This is a genomic window from Segniliparus rotundus DSM 44985 (genome assembly GCF_000092825.1).
Classification (GTDB): domain Bacteria; phylum Actinomycetota; class Actinomycetes; order Mycobacteriales; family Mycobacteriaceae; genus Segniliparus; species Segniliparus rotundus.
Map to the genome: position 1 here is coordinate 2,626,686 of NC_014168.1, position 22,808 is coordinate 2,649,493.

The 22,808-nt window shown below is 66.1% G+C and carries 25 protein-coding genes and 1 pseudogene; 3 read left to right on the forward strand and 23 right to left on the reverse strand.

Translation table 11 applies throughout. From position 1 onward, the window contains the following. Positions 1–6: 6 nt before the first annotated feature. The 7 genes from SROT_RS12780 to ileS all read right to left on the reverse strand — a co-directional run bounded on the left by SROT_RS12780 (position 7) and on the right by ileS (position 10,454). Complete coding sequence (locus tag SROT_RS12780) at positions 7–1,266, reverse strand: bifunctional glycosyltransferase family 2/GtrA family protein (RefSeq protein WP_013139441.1); 1,260 nt, start codon at positions 1,264–1,266, stop codon at positions 7–9. Positions 1,267–1,508: 242 nt separating this feature from the next. Further along, positions 1,509–3,122 (reverse strand): alkaline phosphatase D family protein, encoded by a 1,614-nt coding sequence (locus tag SROT_RS12785; protein ID WP_041407325.1) that lies wholly within the window; start codon positions 3,120–3,122, stop codon positions 1,509–1,511. A 28-nt stretch (positions 3,123–3,150) separates the two neighbouring features. Continuing rightward, on the reverse strand, positions 3,151–4,149 hold the full coding sequence (locus tag SROT_RS12790) for a bile acid:sodium symporter family protein (RefSeq protein ID WP_013139443.1): 999 nt from the start codon (positions 4,147–4,149) through the stop codon (positions 3,151–3,153). A gap of 38 nt (positions 4,150–4,187) precedes the next feature. Then, positions 4,188–4,775, reverse strand: a complete 588-nt coding sequence (locus tag SROT_RS12795) for a cytochrome b (protein ID WP_013139444.1) — start codon at positions 4,773–4,775, stop codon at positions 4,188–4,190. Beyond that, positions 4,775–5,833: a catalase family peroxidase gene (locus tag SROT_RS12800; protein WP_013139445.1), complete on the reverse strand. Its 1,059-nt coding sequence runs from the start codon at positions 5,831–5,833 to the stop codon at positions 4,775–4,777. Before SROT_RS12800 ends, SROT_RS12795 begins: the two co-directional genes overlap by 1 nt. Before the next feature lie 50 nt (positions 5,834–5,883). Continuing rightward, entirely contained in the window at positions 5,884–7,239 is a 1,356-nt protein-coding gene (locus SROT_RS12805) for a DNA polymerase IV (protein WP_013139446.1), read from the reverse strand. Between the two features lie 71 nt (positions 7,240–7,310). Then, positions 7,311–10,454, reverse strand: coding sequence for an isoleucine--tRNA ligase (gene ileS / locus SROT_RS12810; RefSeq protein WP_083777931.1), 3,144 nt, complete (start codon positions 10,452–10,454; stop codon positions 7,311–7,313). An 82-nt stretch (positions 10,455–10,536) separates the two neighbouring features. On the opposite strand from ileS, the gene SROT_RS16820 reads away from it, so the two are divergent. Then, positions 10,537–10,692, forward strand: a complete 156-nt coding sequence (locus SROT_RS16820; protein ID WP_187288036.1) for a hypothetical protein — start codon at positions 10,537–10,539, stop codon at positions 10,690–10,692. Here SROT_RS16820 and wag31 read toward each other — a convergent pair. The 16 genes from wag31 to SROT_RS12885 form a co-directional block, all read right to left on the reverse strand. Then, positions 10,671–11,441 carry a DivIVA-like cell division protein Wag31 gene (gene wag31 / locus SROT_RS12815; RefSeq protein ID WP_013139448.1) on the reverse strand — a complete coding sequence of 257 codons (771 nt, stop codon included), beginning with the start codon at positions 11,439–11,441 and terminating at the stop codon, positions 10,671–10,673. The genes SROT_RS16820 and wag31 overlap by 22 nt on opposite strands. Before the next feature lie 157 nt (positions 11,442–11,598). Continuing rightward, positions 11,599–12,009: a DivIVA domain-containing protein gene (locus tag SROT_RS17300; protein ID WP_013139449.1), complete on the reverse strand. Its 411-nt coding sequence runs from the start codon at positions 12,007–12,009 to the stop codon at positions 11,599–11,601. Positions 12,010–12,073: 64 nt separating this feature from the next. Next, a complete protein-coding gene (locus tag SROT_RS12825; RefSeq protein ID WP_013139450.1) occupies positions 12,074–12,352 on the reverse strand; it encodes a YggT family protein in 279 nt (92 codons plus the stop codon). A 12-nt stretch (positions 12,353–12,364) separates the two neighbouring features. Beyond that, entirely contained in the window at positions 12,365–12,943 is a 579-nt protein-coding gene (locus tag SROT_RS12830) for a cell division protein SepF (protein WP_013139451.1), read from the reverse strand. A gap of 27 nt (positions 12,944–12,970) precedes the next feature. Further along, positions 12,971–13,660, reverse strand: coding sequence for a YggS family pyridoxal phosphate-dependent enzyme (locus SROT_RS12835; protein ID WP_013139452.1), 690 nt, complete (start codon positions 13,658–13,660; stop codon positions 12,971–12,973). Continuing rightward, positions 13,644–14,291, reverse strand: a complete 648-nt coding sequence (gene pgeF, locus SROT_RS12840; RefSeq protein ID WP_013139453.1) for a peptidoglycan editing factor PgeF — start codon at positions 14,289–14,291, stop codon at positions 13,644–13,646. The genes SROT_RS12835 and pgeF overlap by 17 nt, the downstream gene beginning before the upstream one ends. Before the next feature lie 54 nt (positions 14,292–14,345). After that, positions 14,346–15,506, reverse strand: coding sequence for a cell division protein FtsZ (ftsZ, locus tag SROT_RS12845; RefSeq protein WP_013139454.1), 1,161 nt, complete (start codon positions 15,504–15,506; stop codon positions 14,346–14,348). Positions 15,507–15,760: 254 nt separating this feature from the next. Continuing rightward, positions 15,761–16,327, reverse strand: a complete 567-nt coding sequence (locus SROT_RS12850; protein ID WP_013139455.1) for a hypothetical protein — start codon at positions 16,325–16,327, stop codon at positions 15,761–15,763. Positions 16,328–16,348: 21 nt separating this feature from the next. Beyond that, positions 16,349–16,687: a hypothetical protein gene (locus tag SROT_RS12855; protein ID WP_187288037.1), complete on the reverse strand. Its 339-nt coding sequence runs from the start codon at positions 16,685–16,687 to the stop codon at positions 16,349–16,351. An 86-nt stretch (positions 16,688–16,773) separates the two neighbouring features. After that, positions 16,774–17,265 carry a hypothetical protein gene (locus SROT_RS12860; protein WP_245535300.1) on the reverse strand — a complete coding sequence of 164 codons (492 nt, stop codon included), beginning with the start codon at positions 17,263–17,265 and terminating at the stop codon, positions 16,774–16,776. A 204-nt stretch (positions 17,266–17,469) separates the two neighbouring features. After that, positions 17,470–17,937 carry a hypothetical protein gene (locus SROT_RS16200; RefSeq protein WP_245535301.1) on the reverse strand — a complete coding sequence of 156 codons (468 nt, stop codon included), beginning with the start codon at positions 17,935–17,937 and terminating at the stop codon, positions 17,470–17,472. A 152-nt stretch (positions 17,938–18,089) separates the two neighbouring features. Beyond that, a complete protein-coding gene (locus SROT_RS12865; protein WP_041407328.1) occupies positions 18,090–18,410 on the reverse strand; it encodes a hypothetical protein in 321 nt (106 codons plus the stop codon). A 133-nt stretch (positions 18,411–18,543) separates the two neighbouring features. Further along, positions 18,544–19,176: a hypothetical protein gene (locus SROT_RS12870; RefSeq protein WP_013139460.1), complete on the reverse strand. Its 633-nt coding sequence runs from the start codon at positions 19,174–19,176 to the stop codon at positions 18,544–18,546. Next, on the reverse strand, positions 19,173–21,035 hold the full coding sequence (locus tag SROT_RS15800) for an alpha/beta hydrolase (RefSeq protein WP_013139461.1): 1,863 nt from the start codon (positions 21,033–21,035) through the stop codon (positions 19,173–19,175). Before SROT_RS15800 ends, SROT_RS12870 begins: the two co-directional genes overlap by 4 nt. Then, on the reverse strand, positions 21,032–21,325 hold the full coding sequence (locus SROT_RS12880; protein WP_041407329.1) for a hypothetical protein: 294 nt from the start codon (positions 21,323–21,325) through the stop codon (positions 21,032–21,034). Before SROT_RS12880 ends, SROT_RS15800 begins: the two co-directional genes overlap by 4 nt. Before the next feature lie 2 nt (positions 21,326–21,327). Next, a complete protein-coding gene (locus SROT_RS12885) occupies positions 21,328–21,594 on the reverse strand; it encodes a hypothetical protein (protein ID WP_013139462.1) in 267 nt (88 codons plus the stop codon). A gap of 198 nt (positions 21,595–21,792) precedes the next feature. Here SROT_RS12885 and SROT_RS12890 point away from each other — a divergent pair, with 198 nt between their 5' ends. Both SROT_RS12890 and SROT_RS17460 read left to right on the forward strand, forming a co-directional pair. Further along, the gene (locus SROT_RS12890; protein ID WP_013139463.1) at positions 21,793–22,248 is read left to right on the forward strand and encodes a helix-turn-helix transcriptional regulator; all 456 of its coding nucleotides are present in this window, start codon (positions 21,793–21,795) and stop codon (positions 22,246–22,248) included. Positions 22,249–22,327: 79 nt separating this feature from the next. Continuing rightward, a pseudogene (locus SROT_RS17460) lies at positions 22,328–22,693 on the forward strand (DMT family transporter); the annotation flags it as partial. Positions 22,694–22,808 lie beyond the last annotated feature (115 nt).

The following is a 22,808-nucleotide window of genomic DNA, read 5'->3' on the forward strand; positions in this document are numbered from 1 at the left end:
CCGCGTTCACGCGGTCGGCGTGCGGCGGTGGCTTCGGAAGACCAAGCGCAGCCCGATGAACCGCACCAATGTCGCGACGAGGTTCGCGACGATGAGCACCAGCAGTTCGATGTGGTGGCCGGGGTCGCTGCTGACGAAAGTGTGCAAGACATAGAGCGAACCGGAGGTGAGAGTCCATCCGATCAGGAAGATGGCCAAGCCTTGCAGATGGTGCAGCCCAGCCCCGGAGCGGCCCCGGACCCCGAAGGTGAACGCCCGGTTGGCGGCGGTGTTCGCGACCGCAGTGGTCAACAAGGCGATCAGGTTCGCGGCCTGGGCGCCGAGCGCGGGGCGCAGCGCCAGGAACAAGACGGCGAAGGCGATGGTCGAGAGGACGCCGACGATGCCGAACCGGACCAGTTGGCCCACCATGCCTCGCTGCACGCCTTGGATGCTGGAGCCCGAGCGCCCCAACGGCTCACGGCCGAGCGCTTTGCGCAACTCCGGGATCGGCAGCTCGCCGGTCGCGAGCGCTGTGCCGACCCGCCACACCCCTTTGAGGTCGTCGAGCGCTGTGCGCACGATGTCCACGCGGCTGTCCGGGTCGTCGACCCAGTCCACCGGCACCTCGTGGATGCGAAGGCCCGCAGACTCCGCGATCACCAGTAACTCGGTGTCGAAGAACCAACCCGTGTCTTGGACCAGGGGGAGCAGCTCGCGGGCGACCTCGACGCGCATCGCCTTGAAGCCGCACTGCGCGTCGGAGAACTTCGCGCCGAGCGCGCCGCGCAGGATCATGTTGTAGCAACGGGAGATGAACTCGCGCTTCGGGCCGCGCACCACCTGGGAGCCCTTGGCGAGGCGCGAGCCGATGGCGATGTCCGAGTGCCCTGAGACGAGCGGCGCGACGAGCGGCAGGAGCGCCTTCAGGTCCGTGGACAGGTCCACGTCCATGTACGAGACGACTTTGGCTTCTGATTCGCCCCACACAGCGTGCAACGCCCGGCCTCGGCCTTTGAGGTCGAGATGGCGCACGACGACGTTCTCGTACTCCGAGGCGAGCTGGTGGGCCACCTCCAGCGTGGCGTCCGTGCTGGCGTTGTCCGCGATGATGATGCGGGTGCTGAACGGCATATGCTCGCTCAAGAAAGCGTGCAGACGGCGCACGCAAGCCGGGAGGCCGCGCTCCTCGTTGTAGACCGGCACCACCACATCGAGGACCGCGGCCTCAGCGTGTGCCTGAGGTGCGGCTTCGTTGTGCTCCGCCAGCATGCTGGAAATCGTCATACTGTGGACCCTATGCCTCTCGCCTGAGATGAGCGTGAACACCACCTGCGATGTCGCTGTGTCAAACCTGTGCGCGAACTGTGGGCGCAGTCGCAGTTTGAACCGGCACACCGATTCCGGGGGCCCCTCGTCGAATCTCGCCGAGCCGGATTGCTCTCGAACCTCAGAATAACTCTCGGCGCCACATCTGGGAGCATGACACCCATCACGCCCCTTTGCTCCCGGGCCGCGCCCCTGCGGGATCAGGCGTCGAGAATCCCCGGGCGGCCCGACTCGACCACGAAACTGCGCAGCGTGGCGATCGGAGACCCCGGTCGCTGCACGTAATCCAGCACGCGGTAGTCGGTTCGGCACCGTTCGGGGGTGAGCTCGCAGGTCACATAGCCGCGCTGGTCGTTGAAGAACTTCAAATGCGGATTGTCCGCCTTCATCTGCGCCTCCTGCTCGCGCACGTCCTTGCCGTCCCCGCCCGAAGAGATCGAGGTGCCCACAAACTCGGCGGCGACGACCGGTGAGGCCGGATCGTCGAAGTCGGGCTTGAGGTCGCCGGCGTAGTTCTTGTGCGTGTCGCCGGTGACCACCACCAAGTTCTCGATCCCTCGCCGCGCCGCGCCGCCGAGCAATTTCGCCCGCTCGGCGGGATAGCCGTCCCAGCAGTCCACGTTGTAGCCGATCCCCCGCTCGCCTGTAGCGGCGTCGGCGCTTTTGGGCAGCCGCAGCCGCGTCTGCATGATCTGGACCTGGTTGAGCGCGACCTTCCAGACCGCCCTGCTCGACGCGAGCCCGTCGAGCAGCCAGGCCCGCTCCCGGTCCCCCATCATCACCCGGTTCGGCGCGGTCCGCTCCGGGCAGTCGGAGCCGAAGACGCCGGAGCACGGCTGGGGGTCGCGGTATTGCCGTGTGTCGAGGGCGAAGAAATCAGCGAGCCTCCCGTAGCCGAGCCTGCGGTAGTCCTGTGTGCTGGCGCCGTGAGGCCGCGCCGAGACGCGGAGCGGCTGGTGCTCGTAGCGCGCCTGGAAGGCGGCGGCGCGCTGGGCCAAGAACTGCGCGCGGGGGGTGTGGTACTCAGAGCCGGAATGCCAGCCCGCCCAGTCGTTCTCCACCTCGTGGTCGTCGAACACGACCACCCAGGGGAACGACGCGTGCGCGCGCCTGAGCGGTTCGTCGAGCTTGGACAGGGCGTACTGGGTCCGATAGCGGGGCAAGCCGGTCGGGCGGGCGCTGAACACGTCGGGGACTTGCTCCCCCCGGAGGTTGTCCTCACTGGTGAACGGATACTCGTAGATGTAGTCGCCGAGGTGGGCGACAAGGTCGAGGTCTTCCTCCGCCATATGGTCGTATGCGGTGTAATAGCCCTGGTCCCAGCGCTGGCAGGAAGCAAAGGCGAATCGGACCTGATCCCTGTGCGCCCCGGGCGCGGGGGCGGTGCGGGTCCGGCCGACCGGCGAGAGCTCCCGCCCCGCTTTGAACCGGTAGTAGTAGACCCGGTCGGGTTCGAGTCCGTGGACCTCCGGGTGCGCCGAATGGGCGAGCTCGCGAGTGGCCGTCACCGATCCTTCGCGCACGATATGGGCGAACTTCTCGTCCGAGGCGACTTGCCATTGGACGGTGACCGGGGCCGCGCCCATGCCGCCGAACCCGTCCCCGGCGAGGGGGGCGGGGGCGAGGCGCGTCCAGAGCACCACGCCGTCGGGGAGCGGATCGCCGGAGGCGACGCCGAGCGCGAACAGGTCCGAGCCCGCAGCCGAGGAAGACCGGGCGCTCAGCCGTCCCGTGCCGAGGAGCACGGCGGCCCCGAGCGCGCCCAACAAAGCGCTCCGCCGACCGAAGCGAGGAAGCGGTTCCAGCCTGCGCACGCGGTCACGCTACCAAGAAAACCTACGCTCAGCTCGGCGAGGGGGGCCTCTGCCCAGAGACATGCCTCTTGCCAAGCCTGCCTGCGATCACAGTGCAGACCAAAAGCTGGATTTGATGGAAAAGCATCAGCGGCAGCACGACGAGGCCGAGCTGGCTGGGCCCGAAAAGCACCCCGGCGATCGGCAGGCCCGCTGCCAAGCTTTTCTTCGAGCCGCAGAAGAGCAGCACCATCCGCTCGCCGTACGAGAACCGCAGGGCTTTGCCCGCCAGGGCCGTGGCCCCGAGCACGACGGCCAGCAAAACGGCGCAGTCGAGCGCGAGGACGGCGAGATCGGCGGCGCTCACCCGGCGCCACACTCCTTCGGTCACACCGAGGCTGAACGCGGTGTAGACCACCAACAGGACCGAGCCTTGGTCGACGAGCTTCAGCCGACGGGCGTGCGCGGCGACCCAGTCGCCGATGAAACGCCTGGAGAATTGCCCGAGGATGAAGGGCAGGAGGAGCTGGAACACGACGTCGAGGACGGACCCCCAACTGACGGCGACGTCCTGGGCTCCGAAGACGACGATCACCAGGGCCGGGGTGAGGAAGACGCCGAGCAGGCTGGAAAGGGAGGCCGCGACCACCGCTGCGGCAATGTCGCCGCCTGCGATGGAGCAGAACGCGATCGACGACTGCACGGTGGAGGGGGTCAGCGTGAGATAGAGGAACCCTTGGCGCAGCTCGGTCGGCAGCACCGAGCCAGGCAGGGCCTCGGCGCACAGGCCGAGCAGCGGGAAGATCACAAATGTGCAGGACAGGACCATCAGGTGCAGTTTCCAATTTTTGAGCCCGGCCCAGGCTTGCGCAGGCGACAACCGCGCCCCGTACAGGAAGAAAAGCAGCGCGATGGCGAACGTGGTGGCCCAATGCAATGCCGAGGCCGCGGCTCCGGAAGCCGGGAAGAAACTCGCAACGACGACCACCACGAGTATGGCGATGAAGAAATTATCCACAGGAACGAATCGGCGCAGGCGGGAGATCATCCTCTACATGTACCCGATCAAGAGCCAGGAGGCGCTTCCTACCCCGTTCCGAGAAACCTTGTGTCGGAAGACACCTTGCGTCGGGCCGGAAGCATCCGGGAGAGGAGCCGGTCCCTGAGCCCCACGGTGTGCACCAGCACCGCGCCGACATGCGCGACGACGCACACCAACAGCGCGTACGCCAAGGCGCTGTGCGTGACGCGCAAAAGACCATACAGATGTATGTCCGTCGGCGCGATGGCAGGCAGCCGCGCCCCGGCGAACTCGACAGGAATCCCCGACGCGGACACCAACGCCCAGCCCGCGATGGGCTGGGCGAGGAACAAGGCGTACATCGCGGCCTCGGACAGCGCCATAGCGACCCGCTCCGGGCCGACGACTGAGCCAGGGGCGGGGGGCGGCTTGTGCCAGATCCGGTTGCCGACGCGCAGCACAGCGAGGACCAAGACCGCAAAGCCGACGGCCTTGTGCCAGGCGAGCACTGCGGGGTAGTCGCCGAGAGAGCCCACCAGCCAAGCCCCGAGGCCCAGCATCACAAGGATCAGCGCGGCCATGGCCCAATGCAGGATCTGCGCGGGCAGCGCGAACCGCGCGGCGGCGGGCTCCGCAATGGTTTCTTGCGGCATCACGCCTCCTCGTCGAACTTTTGGACCGGCGCAGGAGTCTCCGCCGACCGGCGCCGATACGACTCCGCGTAGATCGCCGCGCGAGCGGCCAAGATCGGATCGTCGGAGGGCTCGATGCCAGCAGGCAGCACGGTGGGGTCGAAATTCTGGTCGCGAGCGCGCTCCTGCTGCGCGAGGCTGGCCGGTCCGAGCACAACCGTTCCCGCGTCGATCCGTCTGCGGTCCGCTGGCCACGGCTGCGTCGGATCGTTCGTCGGGTCCTGCCCCGCCACGCCGACCAGCAGCACGAGCGAGAACCGCACCGGTCCTTGGCGAAGCGTTTTCGCCAGATCCCGGAACAGCCAATCCGGGCCGTTGTGGTCCGGCGCGGCGCGCTCGTCCGACTGCGGCACGAGCTGCCAGCGCACCGGGGTGCGCGCGCCGGATCCGTCCACCGCGATAAACGTGTGGACACTGTGGAATGTCGACGTGGCGAACGTGGGCGCGGGCGAGGCGGACTGGATGATTTTGAGCGCTGCAGCAGACGAGGGATGCGCGTTCAGGTAGGCGGCTCTTTTCCCAGGGTCGGGCTTGCCCGTCGCGGGGACTGGGGCGTTGGCGATAGTGAATTCGTAGAACGCCTCGGGAGTCGGAGCAGGAAAGACCGGGGCGTTGACCATCGCCGAGCGCCATTGTTCGCCGTCCGGCAGAGAGAAAATCAATCCAAGCCCTCGGCCCTGGCCGAGGGCGTCCTTGGCATGAGGATTCTGGCCGCCGACGGAGAACCGGCCGAGGAGCGCGTGCCGGCCTTTTTGGAACACCGAAGCCGAGGCGACCTCGGATCCGGCCCCGTTGCTCTCGAACCAGCCAGCGACGACGAGCGCCTTGGCGTGGTTGCGCCGATATCCGGCGAACCGTCCGCCGAGGGATTCGAAAAGGTCGATGAACTTCCGCGCGGTCAGCCGGGCAGGATCGACACGTCCTTCGGCGTAGAGGAAACCGCCGAACCCAGCGAGAGCGACACCGCCAGCGGCGAGGAAGCCGAGCAAAGGACGACGGGCGAGGGGCTGGCTCACCACAGAGCCAGCGTACGCCTTTGCGCCAGCAAAGGTCGGGCGGGCGGCGTGGATCAGCCAGCCGCCGGGAGCGCCAGCGCGCCGAGGCTGCCCATAGGGTCTGCGGGCAGCAGCGCAGGGTCGTCCATCGAGAAGGACTTGACCGGTCCTGGGTCCGTGGTCGCAGTTTCGAAGCGCACTGTTGCCACGCCCACGCCGACGCCTTGCACCCAGCCGTGGCCGAACTGCGCGTGGAAAACATCGTGCCCAGGACGAAACCGGTCGGCCCTGGCCGGGGGCGCGGCGGCCAGGGTGGCTCCCCAGGTCTGGTGCTCGGGGCTGTTTTCGGAGTCCTCGGAGAAGAACAGCGCCAACTGCTCTTCCTCTGTCAGACTGGCGAAACCCACGCCGAGCAGGCGGATCGAGCCAATGCCCTCCGGATCGGGGGCCAAGGACAACGCCGTGCCCACCAGCGCTTGTTTGTCGAGCGTGCCTTGCGGCAACGTCGCCGACCGGGTCATCGTGCGCCAGTCGCCGGTGCGGATCTTCACGGTCACCCTGCGCGCGGCTTTGCCCGACGCGACGAGCCTGGTGATCGCGCGCTCGGCGAGCAACTGCACCTCGCGGCGCACGGCGGCCTCGGTGAGCAGGTCGGTCTCGTACGTCGTCTCCACACTGATCTGCTTGGCCTCGGCGCGCGGCGCGACGTGGCGCTGGTCGACACCCTGCGCGAGCTGCCACAACGCTTGGCCTATCGTCCAGGTCAGCTCGGCCCGTTCGAACACCGACCGCGCCCCGTCGATGGAAAGCTCCGCCAAATCGCCGATCCGCTCGACGCCCTGTTCGGCGAGCTTGCCCCGGAGCACCCGCCCCACCCCCCACAGTTTTCCGACCGGCAGCTCGGCGAGGAAGTCCCGCTCCGTGCCAGGGGCGACCACGAGTTGGCCCGCGGGTTTGGCGAGCCCGGACGCGATTTTGGCGAGTTGTTTGCCCGAGCCCGCCCCCACCGACAACGTCAGCCCGGTCCGCTCCAGCACTGCGGCCCGCAACTGCCCGCAGAACCTCTCGACGTCCCCGACGCTCGTCATGTCTGCGGCGACCCCGAACGCCTCGTCCACCGAGAGTTGTTCGAGCACCGGCAGAAAGCCTTCCAAAACAGTGAACACTGCTTCCGAGAACTGCCGGTAGAGGCTGAACCTCGGCGGCAAAACCACCGCCCTCGGGCCGATGAGGCGCTTGGCCTCACCCATCGGCATCGCGGATCGCGCCCCGAAAGCCCGCGCCTCGTAGCTCGCGCCCGCCACCACGCCTCGCAGTCCGACACCGCCGACCAGCACGGGCCTGCCTCGCAGGGTGGGCCGCGTCAATTGCTCGACCGAGGTGAAGAACGCGTCGAGATCGACGTGCACAACCCATCGCGCTCGGCTCATCTCACGAGGATAAGCGCTCGGCCTGACGGCCAAGGCCGATGCGGCGGGCCATGTCTTCGCGTTCGGCGAGCTCAGGCCTTCGACATCTCCGAATGCACACGAGCGCCCGAGCGCACGTCGAATTCGACGGCCAGTATTTCTTTCGCGATCCACGCTTGATGCCGCAACGCCCACGCGTGCGCGTCCTCGGGAACGGTGAAAGCCACTTTGACCCGGTCGGAGACGTCGAATCCCAGCTCTTTGCGCTGGTTCTGCAACTCTCGGATGCGGTCCGCCGCCCAGCCCCGCGACTGCAGCGCCTCGTCCAGCTCGGTGTCGAGCACAACGAGGCCTTGCGCTTCGCCGGAGCCGATCGCCTGGGTGCGGTCGGCGGCCGAGGGGACGAGCGTCCTGGTGAACTCGCTCGGCAGAAGCTCCACGCCGCCAGCGGCGATGTTCTCGGCATTGGCGGTCCAGTCCCCGGCTTTGACCGCCTTGATCGCCTGCTGCACCGCGCCGCCGAGACGAGGCCCGGCCGCGCGCGCGTTCACCGCGACCTCCCAACGGCCATGCTCGGCCACATCGGGAGTGAGCAGCACCTCGTCGACGTTCACCTCAGCCTGCACCAGCGCCGCGTACGGGGCGAGGAACTCGGCCCCAGGGCCGGCGACGGTGAGCGAGCGCAGCGGCTGGCGCACGCGCAGGCCCGTGGCCTTGCGCAGGGAGAGCCCGGCGGCGCACACTTCGCGCACCCGGTCCATCGCCGCGACCAGCTCCGGGTCGCCCGGCAGGCTGGACGCGTCCGGCCAATCGGCGAGATGCACGGAGCGCTGGCCGGTGAGGCCCTTCCAGATCACCTCGCTGACCAGCGGCAGCAACGGGGCCGCGAGCCGACAGGCGACCTCCAGCACGGTGTGCAGCGTGTTGATCGCGGCCGCGTCCTCGGACCAGAAGCGCTCGCGGGAGCGGCGCACATACCAGTTCGTGAGCACCTCGCAGAAGTCGCGGAAGGCCTCGCACGCGCACGCCACGTCCAAGCCCTCCAGGGACTCGGTCATGGTCTCGACGGTCTGACGCAGCCGGGCGAGTATGTAGCGGTCCAGCACATGCGTGGAGTCCGTGCGCCACTGGCCGGACTCGAACGCGTACAAGCGCAGGAAGCTGTAGGTGTTCCACAACGGCAACAACGCCTGGCGCACCCCGTCGCGGATGCCTTGCTGGCTGACGACGAGGTTGCCGCCGCGCAGGATCGGCGAGGCCATCAAATACCAGCGCATCGCGTCCGCGCCGTCGCGGTCGAAGACCTCTTGGATGTCCGGGTAGTTGCCTTTGGATTTGCTCATCTTCTGGCCGTCGTCGCCCAGGATGATGCCGTGCGCGATGCCGCGCGTGAAGGCGGGCGAGTCGAACAAGGCTGTCGCGAGCACATGCAGGCTGTAGAACCAGCCCCGCGTCTGGCCGTTGTATTCGACGAGGAAGTCCGCCGGGTAGTGGGACGAGAACCAATCCTGGTTCTCGAACGGGTAATGCGCCTGGGCGTAGGGCATCGAGCCCGACTCGAACCAGCAGTCCAAGACCTCGGGGACGCGGCGCATTGTCGATCGTCCGGTCGGATCGTCCGGGTTGGGCCGGGTCAGCTCGTCGATCATCGGGCGGTGCAGGTCGGTGGGGCGCACGCCGAAGTCCCGCTCCAGTTCGTCCAGCGAGCCGTACACGTCGGTCCTCGGGTAGGCGGGGTCGTCGGAGACCCACACCGGCACCGGGGAGCCCCAGTACCGGTTGCGGCTGATATTCCAGTCCCTGGCGCCTTCGAGCCATTTTCCGAACTGCCCGTCTCGGATGTGTTCGGGGTTCCAGGCGAGCGACTTGTTGAGCTCGACCATCCGGTCGCGGAAGTCGGCGACCTTCACATACCAAGCTTCCACGGCCATGTAGATGAGCGGTTTGCCCGAACGCCACGAGTGCGGGTAGGAGTGCTCGATGGTCTCATGGCGCAACAACAGGCCAGCGGCTTTGAGGTCCTTGATGACGACCGGGTTCGCGTCGAAGACCTGCATGCCCTCGTAGGGCGGCACGAGCGAGGTGAACTTGCCGCCAGGGTCCAACGGCTGGACCGGCTCGATCCCCTGCGACTTGGCGAATTCGAAGTCCTCTTCGCCGAAGGCCGGGGCCAGGTGCACGACCCCTGTGCCGGACTCGGTGGTGACGTAGTCGGCCGCCAGCACGCGGAACGAGTTCGGCCAGTCGCGGAAAAAAGTGAACGGCGGGGTGTAGGCGAGGCCGACGAGCTCGGAGCCCGTGTGCGTGGAAAGCACCTCGGGCTCGTCGCCGAGCTCGCGCGCGTAGTGACCGACCCGCGCCTCGGCCAACAGGTACCGCTCGCCGTCCTGTCCGCGCACATGCGTGTAACGGGTCTCGGGATGCACGGCTATCGCGAGGTTGGAGGGCAACGTCCACGGGGTGGTCGTCCAGATCAACGCCCGCGCTCCGGACAGCGGGCCGTCGCAGACCAGCGGCATCGCCACGGTCACGGCGGGGTCTTGGCGCATCCGGTACGAATCGTCGAGACGCGCCTCCAACGCCGACAACGGCGTCTGCTCGTACCAGCTGTACGGCCCGACCCGGTAGCCCTTGTAGATGAGGCCCTTGTCGTAGAGCTGCTTGAACGCCCACATCACCGACTCCATGTAGGAGAGGTCCAGTGTGCGGTAGTCCTGCTCGAAATCCACCCAGCGCGCCTGGCGGCGGACATACCTGCGCCATTCGAGGGAGTACTTGAGCACAGACTCGCGGCAGTACTCGTTGAACGTGTCGAGCCCCATAGTCTCGATCTGGCTCTTGTCCGTGATGCCGAGCTGCTTCTCAGCTTCCATTTCCGCGGGCAGGCCATGACAGTCCCAGCCGAACCTGCGGTCGACGCGCTTGCCGCGCATCGTCTGGAACCGAGGGATCAAGTCTTTGACGTAGCCGGTGAGCAGGTGCCCGTAGTGCGGCAGGCCGTTGGCGAACGGCGGCCCCTCGTAGAACACGTACTCGGCTTCGCCCTCCCGCGCGGCAAGCGAGGCGGCGAAGGTGTCGTCCGCATCCCAAAAGTCGAGGACCGCCTGCTCGAAGGCGGGGAATTCGGCGGCCCCCGCGCCGCTCGTCAAATCTGTTTTGGGATACGCGGGGGCCCGCTCCGCGCCCGTTGACGGCACAGACGCGAGGCCCACCGCCGAAGACTCTGTTTCTCGCATTGGTCCATTATCCATTCGGCCGCCAGGGTTTTTTCCGCTCTGCCCCGGCCGCTGCAGCACAAGCTGCGCGCATTCCACAGCCATGAGCACGAAAGCCGCCGCGCTGAGAGCCACCGCCGCAGCAGCCCACCACGGGCTCTTGGTGCTGGCCGCCATCCCCAACGCGACGAACGCCAGCAGGGCCAGCGGGGCGACCGCAATGAGCAGCTTGTTCAACTACCCGTTTTGTTGGGGCTGATGTTGCTGCGGGTAGTTGCTCTCCTGGTCGGAGCCGGAGCGCGAGCCGAGATCGGTCAGCATGCTCTGCAAGTGGTCGCGCAGCCTGCTCCGGTAGTCCTTCTCGAAGGTGCGCAGCTCGTCGACCCGGCCCTCCAAAGAATTCTTGAGCTGGCTGATCTGCCCGATTTGCTCGGCGTGCGCCCGTTCGGCCTCGGCGCGCAGGTTCTGGGCGTGCTCGTTGGCCTGCCGCAGTTTCGCCTCGGCTTGGGACTGCGCCTCGGACAGCAGCGCCTCGTGCTTGGCGCGGCCCTCGCCCACAATGCTCTCCGCGGTCTGGCTCGCTTGGGCGACAAGCTGCTCGTGCTTCTCGTTCGCCTCGGACAACAGCCGCTCGCGCTCTGCTTTGGCCTCGGCGAGGACCCGGTCGCGCTCTGCTTTGGCCTCGGCGAGGATCTGGTCGGCGGTCTCCTGCGCCCGGACCAAGACGCGGCCCGCCTGGTTCGCGAGCTCGCCGGGGGCGGACTGGTCGTCGGCAGGCCCGACGAAGCTGGCGGCCTGCGCGCCGCCGCCCTGCGACTGCAGCGCCTCCACTTGGCTCTCGAGCTCACTCACCCTCGCTTTGAGGGCGGTGTTCTCCTCGACGTTCGCCGCGAGGGTCACTTCGACGAGGTCGAGAAAGGTGTCGACCTCCTCCTCGCTGTAACCGCGCTGCGGGAAGGCGGGACGGGTGAAAGCCACATTGTGCACGTCGGCTGGTGTCAGCTGCATCGGAACGTTGGTCCTCGAATCTTGCTCAGGTTGTTGCACTGCCAGGTGGCAGCCATCTTGTCACATCAGCGACAAGGTTCCCAGCGATCATAGCCAGATTGTTATGCTCTGTCACTTCTGTGCTGTTCTGAACCACCACTCACCTGCGGCGAGACAGTCACTCGTCTGCGACGAAGATCGTCACCGCAGGTCGGAGCGGGGAAGAATGGCCTGTCTGCGCGGCGCGGGCGGCGAACTCGCCCAGCAAACGCTCCGACTCCGCTTGTGCCTGCGTGAGCAGCTGCCGGATGACATGGCGCGGCAAAAGCAACAACGACACCGGGTCCGCCCCCGGCTCGACCGGCGGAAACCCGCCAGCAGCGTTCGTCGCCCCGGCCGGCCGCTGGGCATTCTGCGCCTCGAGCTCGGCCACTCTGGCCTCGAGTTTGACGATGTCGTCCCGGTAGAGCCGCACCGATTCCTCAAGGAGGTCGACGAAAACGTCCACGTCCTCCGGGTTGTAACCCTGGAAACCCTCTGGCGGGGACCCGAAAGCTATGTTGTGCACGTCCTCGGGGGTCAAGCGCATACCCGTACTCCATTCTTGCAACCAGCGCTGCTGAAACCAACACCGCGCACTCCGACGGCGCCCATCACGACACCAACCGCAAAGCGATCAGCACCACAAACATCAACACCATCAACGAGATGTCCACCCGGACGGCCCCGATAGTGGTGTTGGGGATGATCCTGCGGAAAAACCGCACCGGCGGATCCGTCACCATGAACACCAACTCCAAGACGACGACCAGGACTCCCTTCGGCCGCCAGTCCGGAGAGAAGCTCTGCACGAGTTCCACCACGCTACGAACGATCAGCAGGAGCCAGAAAGCGGCTAAGAGCGATCGAAGGACGACCAGCACCAAATCCATGGCACCAACATATCAGCGGTGGTTGTAGAAACCCGCCTCAGCGATCCGGCGGCGCTCCTCCGGGCTCACGTCCACATCTGCGGGCGACAGCAAGAACACCTTGGTCGCCACCTTGTCGAAGGACCCGCGCAAGGCGAACGCGAGACCTGCGGCGAAATCGACCAGACGCTTCGCGTCGGCGTTGTCCATCTGCACCAAATCCATGATCACCGGCGATCCGTCGCGGAAGCGCTCCCCGATCGTGCGGGCCTCGCTGTAATCCTTCGGACGCAACGTGGTGATCTTTGAGAGCGCGCCCGCCTCCTCGTACGCGGAGGGACGACGGTAATCCAAGTCATAGCGCTCATGCCCGCGGCGGGCGGCCAGCGTGCCGACGACGGCGCGGGAAGCGCCCCGGCCCGCGATGGCGGGCTCGTACTCGCCGCCCGGGGGGAGGTGCCCCCACTCGTACGCGGGCTCGTAGTCCGCGTAGTCCTCGCGGTACCGGCGGGCCCTGGGGGCCAGCTGGCGCTCGTCCTCAAGGTACTCGTCCTCGTACGCGTCAGCTGGCATCATGCCGAAATAGGCCTTGACCTTTTGGAGCGCGCTCATACCCTGCCTTCCAGATTGGAATAGTTGCTAGGGCGAGGGTATCGGCCTGGAGCCCAAAATTGCGGCACCGACACGCACACATGACGATCCGGCCGCTATTGCCGTCTCGAAATCGCCCGACATGCCCGCCGAAAGGGCCGTCGCGTCCGGATGCGCGGCTTTGAGCGCGGCGTGTAGCGCCGCCAACGCCGCGAAGGCCTGGGCGGGGTCCGCGCCGAGCGGCGGAATCGCCATCAGCCCCTTGAGCCGCAAATTCGAAGCCGCCTCGACCTGGTCGGCCAGTTCGAAGACGCGCTCGGCCGCCGCGCCGCTCCTCTTCTCATCCCCGTCCAGGCTCACTTGGACGAGGACGTCGAGTGGCTGAGCGGTCTTCTCAAACGCGGCGACCAGCCGCGAATCGTCCACCGACTGCACCACATGGGCCCACGAGGCGATGGATTTCGCCTTGTTGCGCTGGATCTGGCCGATCATGTGCCAGCGCGCTTGCGGGGCGGCTTCGGCGAGCTGGGCGGCTTTCGCCCGCGCCTCCTGGTCCCTGGACTCGCCGAACTCTCGGCAGCCGAGCTCGTACAGCAACGCCACATCGCTCGCCGGGAAAAACTTGGTCACCACCACAAGCGTCACTTCGCAGGCGTCGCGGCCAGACTTCGCGCACGCCGACGCGATCCGCTCCCGCACCTGTTCGAGGCGCCCGGCGAGTTCAGTCCGACGGTCCATCAGCCATCCAAATCAACGTGGCGAAACGCTCCCAGTCTCCTCTGCGATGGCTGAAGTGCGACGATTCGCCGATTGTGCACACCTCGCTCGATTCGACCGACCGGACGCCGCAGTCCCGCAACTGACGGGCCAGCCCACTGCGAAGATCGAGCCCCGCCGCGCCCGTCTCGGTGACGCACGCGCTGCCCGGCAGCGCCGCCTCGACCTCGTCTCGCATCTGCGCGGGCACCTCGTACCGGGCGCCGCTCGCGCACGGCCCGAGGGAAACCTCGATCCTGGACGGGTCGGCGCCGAGACCGGCCATCGCGGCCACCAGCCCGCGAGCGATCCCGCCCTGCGCGCCGCGCCGACCGGCGTGCGCCGCCCCGATCACTCCCGCATGCGCGTCACGCGCGAGCACCGGGACGCAATCGGCGGTCAGGACGGCCAGGACGACACCGGGGAGGTTCGTCACCACGCCATCGGTCTGCGGGATGGTGATCGGGCCGTCGGACGCGGGCCACAACTCGTCCACCACAGCGACAGCGGCGCTGTGGATTTGGCCGAGCCAGACAAAACGAGACTCGGGAACGCCGGTCTTGTCGGCCACAAGAGACCGGCCGTCGCCAGCCGCCCCCGCCGCAACGCTCATATTGCCGTGGGAGCGATTCGTGGTCAGCGAACGGACAGTAGGCACTCGTCGAGGTCAGCGACGCATGAAAGGAGGCACGTCCACATCGTCTTCGCCCTCGTCGGTCACCACGCGGTGGCCGTTGGCAGAGCTGACCGCAGCAGGGGCGAGGACCTCTTCGGAAGCCGGGGCGAAGTCGTCGCCGAAGACATTCGAGGGCCTCGGCTGCGCCTTGGCCTGTTGCGCGTTCTGCCGGAAACGGGAGGAATCGATCGGACGGGCCTTGGGGGAGCCGCCGTCGAAACCGGCCGCGATGACCGTGACCCGGACTTCGTCGCCCAGAGAGTCGTCGATCACCGTGCCGAAGATGATGTTCGCGTCCACATGCGCGGCCTCTTGGATCAGCGAGGCCGCTTCGTTGATTTCGAACAGGCCGACGTCCGAGCCGCCCGCGATGGAGATGAGCACGCCGTGCGCGCCTTCCATCGAGGCTTCCAGGAGCGGGGAATTGATCGCGAGCTCCGCGGCTTTCAGCGCACGCCCCTCGCCCCGCGCCGAGCCGATGCCCATCAGAGCGCTGCCCGCGCCGGACATGACGCCGCGCACGTCGGCGAAGTCCACATTGATCAGGCCCGGGGTCGTGATCAGGTCGGTGATGCCCTGGACGCCGTTCAACAGCACCTCGTCCGCGCTGCGGAACGCGTCCATGAGGCTCACGCCCATGTCCCCGATCTGCAGGAGCCGGTCGTTCGGGATGACCACGAGGGTGTCGCAAGACTCGCGCAGCGCGGCGATGCCGGTCTCGGCCTGCGCGCCACGCCGCTTGCCCTCGAAGGAGAACGGCCTGGTCACAACGCCCACGGTGAGCGCGCCCAATTTGCGCGCGATGGACGCGACCACCGGCGCCGCCCCCGTGCCGGTGCCGCCGCCTTCGCCAGCGGTCACGAACACCATGTCCGCGCCGCGCAGCAGCTCTTCGATCTCTTCTTTCGCGTCCTCGGCAGCACGGCGGCCCATCTCGGGGTCGGCTCCGGCGCCGAGGCCTCGGGTGGACTCGCGGCCGATGTCGAGCTTCACGTCGGCGTCGCTCATCAACAGCGCTTGCGCGTCCGTGTTGATCGCGATGAACTCCACGCCCTTGAGCCCCTGCTCGATCATCCGGTTCACGGCGTTGACCCCGCCGCCGCCAATCCCGACGACCTTCAGCACTGCGAGGTAGTTGTGCTGGGATGTCATGCGCTCTCCATCTTTGTCTGCGTCTTGTCCATACGATGTCTCGTCCGAGCCGGCGCGGCCCCTTTCGGCATACGCTGACGCTAAGCGTCGTCCTCTCGAATCACGCTCAGGCGCGCCGTCGTGTCTCACTTTCATCACCTTGGGAAGTGGCGCTTTCGCAACACGAGCCACATTGGTGTATTCACGCCACACACGCCTGTGGCTTGGGAGCGCGATGGCTCATTGCATAAAGTTCCCGACACCCCGCCAAGACGTCACTTCGGGGGTTTGCCGGCAAGGGCGCCGCCGTCGCGGGTGATGATGTCGGCCACGGGATAACCCGCGCCCAGCCCGTCGCGCCCGTAGTAGGGGCTCGTGCAGCTTATAGCGAACTCGTGGTTGTGATTGATTATCAGCTCTACACCGTAGCGGTCCGTTGTGATGTAACCCGCGTAGCGCTCATAAGCGCTCTTTGCGGCTTTTGCGGGTGTGATCGCTTGTGCGTGCGCTGACCAGTAGGCGAGGGCTTTGTCGTACAGCTCTTCGACGGGGAGCGAGTTCGGGGGGTATTGCGCCCAGTAACTGACCGAGAAGGAGTAGAGCTGGTTCGGCGCGTCGTCCCCGAACACCGGGACGCTTGCCACTCCGCTGCATCCCGCGTCGCCGGGTTTGCCGCCCGGCCCATAGTAGGCGTAGCAGAAGCCTTCTGGCATGCCTTGGAGCGAGTCCTTGACGATGCTGGCGATGTGCTCTTTCGCCTTGGCCTCGGTCAGGCCGGGAAGGGGCTTCTTGTCCGACACCGCTTCTCCGCTCATGACGTTCACGATCTTGCGCTCTTCCATAGGCTCGACGTCCAACCTGCTTTATGCGCGTAAAGCCCCCACGTCAATAAACGGAACGCCCGCAGACTGGCCGATCAGGACCGCGCCGACAAACCCCGAGAGCAAGAGCGCCGCCGCGCCGACGCCGTGCCATATCCTGGCATCGCGTTTGCCGAATGCGTAACGCGCAACCCCAACGAGCATAAGCAGGAGCCCGCCGCAGAACACGACTGCGGAGACCACCAGTCCCGCTGTCCCGAGCGCGGCGTTACAGCGATGGCCAGCCCCGCAAGAGTCGTAGCCCATGACCGCTGCGCCGAGAATATACAAGTCCCAGAGCCCGGCAAGCCCAGCGAAGAACACTACGGCCAAGGCGGACATGAACACGCTGCCCCAGCTCGGAAGCTCCTCGCCCTCATCTTCTTCGATTTCTTCGATAGCGCCTGAACTCTGTCCCGATGCACTAGTCATCGCGTCGGAGACGCGCTCGGGTCTTGATAGATCATGTCGTCGCGTGTGATGAGCGTGGGGGAAGGTATGAAGTCGCCCCGAGTTTTGTCTCCCTTGAAGCAGGGGGAGCTGCCCTCGAACATCACGGGGTACTGGTCGTCAGACTCGACATGAAGGACATAGCCGTCCGGGGCGGTGCCGAACCTGTTGGGCTTGTTGAAGCCTTCGCGCTCCTCGACTCGCCAGCCCCAGCTTTTCCAAATCTCCCCGATCTTGACGACCAAAGCGAGGTTGTCGGCGCCAGGCGGGACCAGAATGATGCGGTCATCGTGATATTTAGCGGGGTCGTCGGGGTTGTTGAGGGTTCCCAGGTCGTCGCAGGGGGTTACGGTCACGCTAGCCCCTCCATACCTCGTGTTGTCGAGGGCGTATCCGTCGGGGAGTTCGCGCAGGGTCTTCTGGTAATACCTGTATACCGCGTCTTGGGCCTGCCGTGTTGTGGTGGGCATGGGCTCCATCGGGGCTCCTTTCACATTCGGCCGCGGGCTGTCGTCGTGCCGTGTGCTTGACGCAAGTCTGCCGCATCCGGTCGAAGCGAGAAGGAGCGCGCAGAACAACGCCGAGGTCTTGAGAAATATCTTGCTAGTCATGGGTGACTCCGCTGTTCCCGTCGTGTCCGATCAAGAAACGCTGTGACTGCGCAGAGGAGGGCATCATGGTTCATCGCGGGTTATCGTTGTGGGCACGGGAACATCATCGTGACGGAAGCGCGGGGAGAAACAAGGCGTATCTCCAGTAAAAGACGGTGGATAACCAGCAAATCGGGAGGGCCTGATTTCAATGCTCAAGATGTAGCCATCGGGAGAGGTTCCTACCCTATTCGGTTTCTCGGAATTTTCCCGTTCCTCAACACGCCATCCCCATGAGCGCCATACATCTCCGGTTTTTCTTACTAGGTCCGCAAAATCTGTTTTCTCCGCGACCTGCATATCACGGCTATCGTAGTAGTGAATAGGGGAGTTTTCCGAGTCGATCCGGTCGTCGCAGGTATCTACACCACCTCCTGCGCCGCCATATCGCGTGTTGTCGAGAGCAATTATCGTAGGCACCGCTTGAAGAGTGCGGCGCATATATGCGTATAGAGTTTCCTGCGCCTGTTGCCGGGTTAGTTCTTTATTCATTGGTGACCCTCCTGATGCTATAGGACCCTGGCCATCGGCATGTTCCATAGAGCTTGTGCCTGAGTTTGAGCATCCTGTCAACATTGTCAAAGCGGCAACAATCAGGACGGAGGCATTACATGCGTTCAGCGCATGTCGCTTGTGTTGACTCATCATTCATGCTCCGGTTCTTGTCCGTCGATGATTTTGCCGATGTTCTTCAAGCCTTCACTGCCTGGTTCGAAGTAGCTGCTGTGCGCGTCAATGCTGAGGCCAGTTCCGTACCCGTCTGGCCCCGGGGCGGTTTTGAACTTGGTGACGTCGGTCCACGTGTGGGGGTCAACGCCGAGGGGGTGGACGCCGACGCCGTCCCCGGCGTTGGCCACTTTGATGATGTCGTTTTCCGCGAGCGCGTCGAAGACCCTCGCGTTGGGGTTGAGGTTGAGTTCGCTGGCGCTTGCGGCGAACGCTCCTGGGGAGCCGACCTGTATCACCGCGTCTGCGTCGAGGTGGTTTCCCTCGGTGGCGGCAGCGCTGCCATCAGGATAGCGGCCAGCGTCACGTCCACAGCAGCCCACGCCCTGCTGCCGCTCGGGACCGATGGGCGGTGAGCAGTTCGACGGGCTCTCATTTCGGCGGCTCCCCGAAAGCGCTCGCCCCGTTCTTGGTGATCGTCTCGGGCATGTAACCATTGTCGTTGGGGTCGTAGGCGTAGTACGGGGTAGACCAGGTTGTTGACAAGGCGTGGTTCTGGTTCACGGCGAGGTCGAAGCTGTAGTGGTCGGCTGTCGCGAAGCTCGCGTCCCGCAGATAATCGCTGACCCCGGTTTTCGGTGGAATGTGGGGCGGATCGGTAGTATGCGCGTGCGCGGTCCAGTAGGCGGCGAGCTTGTCGAACGCCTCCTCCGCAGTGCCCTCCGGGTAATGCACCCAGTACGTGACGAGAGTATTATAGGGACTCTCTTTCGGGTCGCCGTAGTCATTGACTTTGCCACTTCGGGCAGCGCGAAACCCTGAATCGCCGGGGTGATCGCCGATGGCGTAGTACGCGTAGGACCAGCCGTCCGGGAAGTCCTTTAAAGACTCTTGCAAGTACGAGATAACTCTCGCCCTCGCCTGATCAGCGGTCAAACCTGGCAGCGGCTTCTTGGCCATCGGCCCTCCGTTCATGGCGTGGTCGATCTGATGGTTCACCCAACCGCATCCGCCAGTTGCCATGATCGCGGCGAGCGCGAGCGCGAGGTGCCGTTTCTTGGTCATTGCTTGGGCCTGCTGATGATTGTGCCCATCGTCCTCAGGGCGGTGTCTTTGCCAGGGGTGTTATCCCAGTACTCGCTGTGCGCGTGCGCATAATCGAAGGGGTCCAGGGGGTTGGGCGGGTGCGGGTCCACGGGGATGATCTGGCTTTTGGGCAGGTTGAAGTCGGAGCCGGTGGGCGCGGGACCGAGCGGTGCGTCCCCGAACGGCCCCAGGCCAGTGCCGGGGAGCGCGGGGATGGGAATCCCGAAGGGGCCGTGTACGACCGGGGCGTGCTCGGAGAGGGGCACGGGGTCGTACTTGTCAGCGGCTGCCCAGGTGTGGTCGGCGGCTTGGGAAGGGGGCACACCGGTCAAGCTGAGGTCGCTGGGCGATTGCATCTCGACCCCCGGCGAGCCCATATAGATCACCTCGTCCGCGTTCAACGTCCGCCCGTGCGACGCCGCCTCCCCGACGACGGTGGAGCCGTAGGAATGACCGACCACGGTGGCGTGCGCGGGATCGCCCTCGTGCGTGGCCCGCAGACCGTCCTGGAAACGGTCCAGCAGCGGCGCACCCGCCTCCGCGCCCGCTGGCGAGGAGGGGTTGTTCTCGCCCACCCAGTCCGGCGCGTCGTAGCCGAACCAGGCGATCACCGACGTCCCGTCCTTCGGAGAACCGGCCTTCACGGCAGAATCAAACATGCGGTCGATGCGCGACATGTCGCCGGGGAGGTGGTCGGCGTGCTCCCCGGTGCCGGGGACGAACGTCGCGGTGTTCGTCGCCGTGTCCGGGTTCCCGGCGCTGACCACGACGTGCCTGCCGTCCTGGTCGTGTTGCAGCAGGTAGCGGTGCTGACCTGTGATCTCGTTGCCGTTGGGGTCCAACACGGGTTTGAGGGCGTTCTGCAAATCAAGGCTCTTCTGCAAGTCCGTGTGCGCTGCGTCGGCCCGTTTCTTCCATTCCAGCCACTCGCGGCCCTCGCTGGTCCACGGATCGTGAGGCGCGTGGTCGAGTTTCCAGTCTTTGTGCTCGTCCATGATCCGCTGGAGGTTCTGTTTCTTCTCGTCCGTCTCTCGCTCGAACGTGGCCCGATTGTACTTGTCCTTGTCCACCGCCGGAATCCCGTCCAAGTCCCCGATATGCGGATGCCTCCGGTGCATCTCGTACTTCTCCTCGTCGGTCAACTTGCCCCACTGGTAGCGCAGGATGAAAGGATTGTCCGGGACCGCCCCGGACGCCATGCCCTCCACCGCCTCCTTGGCGTCCCTACTCGGGTCGTACGGGGTGTAGGGGTGTCCGTTCGCGTCCAACGCGAGCCCGGAGAAGTCCACCGCGTGGCGGATCTGCTGCCCCAACTGCGCGTCAAGGCTCTCGAACTGCCCCACCAACGCCTTGACGTCCTCGGTGAGCTGAAAGGCCCTGGCCTGCAAGAGCTGCACAAGCTCCCACGGGACACCCGGCAATGGTTTGACGTGGACGGTGAAGTCGTCGGCCACCTCGAACGGGTCGCCGCAGTCATACGACCTCGACCCGTCCTCGGACTGGAAGAACATCGGCATGCCCTCGACCTCCGCGACCTTCCCCAGAATCTTCCCCTTGGCCTCGGAGAGGTGCCCCTGGGTGAGGTTGGCGATGCTCATCGCGTTGAGCAGAACCATTTGTTCTTTCCTGTGGGTGCCCTCGAAACCTGCGGCGCGGTCGTGCAACGCGTCCGCAGCAGCCCCCGTCCACCTGCCCGTGCTCTGCTGCACCAAGCCCTCCGCGAAACCTTGGGAGCGCTCCTCGGCCACCTGCGCCTGCTTGCTCAGAATATCGGCGGCTCTGGTGAACATGGCGGGGTCGAACCGCTCCAGCCTCGAACGAGTCAATGCGGCGCTCATACGCCCACCCCGGACTCTTCGATCAACGCCGCGCCGTCCTCGTCGGTCGCGCCGATCTGGTCCGCGCCGCTGACCACCGAATGGCCGAGCCATTCGTACCCGTCCGCGCACCGGCCGCAATACTCGCGGTAGTTGTCCGCCACAGCCACAAAAGCCTCCGCCGCGTCGAAACCCGCCCCGGCCTCCAACACGCCCCGAAGCGCGCCAGGCGTCGGGTCCGAACGGATCACACCCGCCCGGTCCAACGTCGCCCGCCCAGCCTTGCGAGCGTCCTCCACGTTCAGCTCCACAACTACCGCCGCCCTTCCCGCAACCTCTTCGACTCGGCCTCGCGTCGGCGCATCTCCAACGCGGCCTCACCCGAGTACACCGAGAAACGAGCACGCCCGACCTGAACAACGCCGTCGCGCTTGACCGGAGGCAGAGAAGCACGAAGCGCCTCCGCGCGTTGCCGCGCCAACGCCTCCTGGTCCGCGTCGTCTTCGTCCATGCGCCCGAACTGCCGCTCGGGCGGGCGCAAATCGACATACGCCCGCCGCTGCCCGCGATGCAACGCCATACGCCCGTCTCCTCATGCTTATTCGATATCGCCGCATGGCGATTCGGCGCTGTTGTGGGCTCGATCATACAGCACGGTTGCGGCCGTATTTGAGCCGACCCGAACAATTCGAGTCTTCACTATTCCTGCTGATTGTGACTACTTGCGCCCTGACTTCAAGCATGAGGGGGTGTCTTCGACCAGACAAACCCTCCGCTGGTGAGCCGCCGCGTCCTGCGAGGCTTCGACCCGCAAGCGTTCCGCCGTGCTCGGCTGGCCTACAGGCGCAAGGGCATCAGCCCACAAGACCTCGGCAGGCTTTCGGATGTGGGAGAGTCCACGATTTGGGCATGGGAGAACGGCACCCGCGCGCCGAACATCGACACGCTCGCCAGAGCCGCCGCTGTGCTCGGCGTTCCCCTCTCGCGAATCGTGCGAATACCGCCGCGCAAGCGGACCCTGGCGGACCTAAGAAATCTCGCCGGATTCACACAGCCCCAGCTGGCGAAAGCGGTGGGCATGACCACGACAGCGCTCTCAAAGCTCGAACGCGCCGAGACGCACCTGACCGCCGCACGCGCGCAAGCCCTCGCCCCGCTGCTCGCCGTGAGCACGGAAGAGGTCCACGCCGCATGGCAACGAGCCCGCGACCGCCCACCCGGCACACCGGCCTAGACGACAGGAGCCGAAGGCGGGCCGCGCAGGACCGCACATCGCGCGACTCTGTCAGAGCGCGCCGATAACATCGGTCTGCATGAGGTCTTTTTCCTTTGACGACGGGCGGAAAGCGGCGGTCGCGGCTGGCGCGACCGTGTTCTTCTGGGCTTCGGCGTTCGTCGCGATCCGAGCTGCGGGCAGGCAGTACGATCCTGGAGCCCTCGCGCTGGGCAGGCTCGGGATCGCGACGCTGGTCCTGCTGCCGGTCTGGGCGATCCGACGCGAAGGGCTGCCCGCGCGAAAAGCCTGGCCTGGGATCGTGGCAAGCGGCCTGCTCTGGTTCGGCCTGTACATGGTGGCGCTGAACCAGGGCGAGCGCCTCGTGGACGCGGGCACTGCCGCGATGCTGGTGAACGTGGCCCCGATCCTCGCCGTGCTCCTCGCCGGATGGCTGCTCAAAGAGGCCTTGACATGCAACATTGCGCTCGGCCTCGCGGTCGCGTTCCTCGGAACAGTCCTTGTGGGGCTGGCGACCGGCGGCCTCCGAAGCACGACCTCGTGGGACGGCGTCTGGCTCT

Bases quoted from the DNA above. Each gene is read 5' to 3' on its own strand.
- SROT_RS12780 (WP_013139441.1), bottom strand. From the start codon at position 1,266: ATGACGATTTCCAGCATGCTGGCGGAGCACAACGAAGCCGCACCTCAG.
- SROT_RS12790 (WP_013139443.1), bottom strand. From the start codon at position 4,149: ATGATCTCCCGCCTGCGCCGATTCGTTCCTGTGGATAATTTCTTCATC.
- SROT_RS12795 (WP_013139444.1), bottom strand. From the start codon at position 4,775: ATGCCGCAAGAAACCATTGCGGAGCCCGCCGCCGCGCGGTTCGCGCTG.
- SROT_RS12805 (WP_013139446.1), bottom strand. From the start codon at position 7,239: ATGAGCCGAGCGCGATGGGTTGTGCACGTCGATCTCGACGCGTTCTTC.
- ileS (WP_083777931.1), bottom strand. From the start codon at position 10,454: ATGCGAGAAACAGAGTCTTCGGCGGTGGGCCTCGCGTCTGTGCCGTCA.
- SROT_RS16820 (WP_187288036.1), top strand. From the start codon at position 10,537: ATGAGCACGAAAGCCGCCGCGCTGAGAGCCACCGCCGCAGCAGCCCAC.
- wag31 (WP_013139448.1), bottom strand. From the start codon at position 11,441: ATGCAGCTGACACCAGCCGACGTGCACAATGTGGCTTTCACCCGTCCC.
- SROT_RS17300 (WP_013139449.1), bottom strand. From the start codon at position 12,009: ATGCGCTTGACCCCCGAGGACGTGCACAACATAGCTTTCGGGTCCCCG.
- SROT_RS12825 (WP_013139450.1), bottom strand. From the start codon at position 12,352: ATGGATTTGGTGCTGGTCGTCCTTCGATCGCTCTTAGCCGCTTTCTGG.
- SROT_RS12830 (WP_013139451.1), bottom strand. From the start codon at position 12,943: ATGAGCGCGCTCCAAAAGGTCAAGGCCTATTTCGGCATGATGCCAGCT.
- SROT_RS12835 (WP_013139452.1), bottom strand. From the start codon at position 13,660: ATGGACCGTCGGACTGAACTCGCCGGGCGCCTCGAACAGGTGCGGGAG.
- pgeF (WP_013139453.1), bottom strand. From the start codon at position 14,291: ATGAGCGTTGCGGCGGGGGCGGCTGGCGACGGCCGGTCTCTTGTGGCC.
- ftsZ (WP_013139454.1), bottom strand. From the start codon at position 15,506: ATGACATCCCAGCACAACTACCTCGCAGTGCTGAAGGTCGTCGGGATT.
- SROT_RS12850 (WP_013139455.1), bottom strand. From the start codon at position 16,327: ATGGAAGAGCGCAAGATCGTGAACGTCATGAGCGGAGAAGCGGTGTCG.
- SROT_RS12855 (WP_187288037.1), bottom strand. From the start codon at position 16,687: ATGTCCGCCTTGGCCGTAGTGTTCTTCGCTGGGCTTGCCGGGCTCTGG.
- SROT_RS12860 (WP_245535300.1), bottom strand. From the start codon at position 17,265: ATGCCCACCACAACACGGCAGGCCCAAGACGCGGTATACAGGTATTAC.
- SROT_RS16200 (WP_245535301.1), bottom strand. From the start codon at position 17,937: ATGAATAAAGAACTAACCCGGCAACAGGCGCAGGAAACTCTATACGCA.
- SROT_RS12870 (WP_013139460.1), bottom strand. From the start codon at position 19,176: ATGACCAAGAAACGGCACCTCGCGCTCGCGCTCGCCGCGATCATGGCA.
- SROT_RS15800 (WP_013139461.1), bottom strand. From the start codon at position 21,035: ATGAGCGCCGCATTGACTCGTTCGAGGCTGGAGCGGTTCGACCCCGCC.
- SROT_RS12885 (WP_013139462.1), bottom strand. From the start codon at position 21,594: ATGGCGTTGCATCGCGGGCAGCGGCGGGCGTATGTCGATTTGCGCCCG.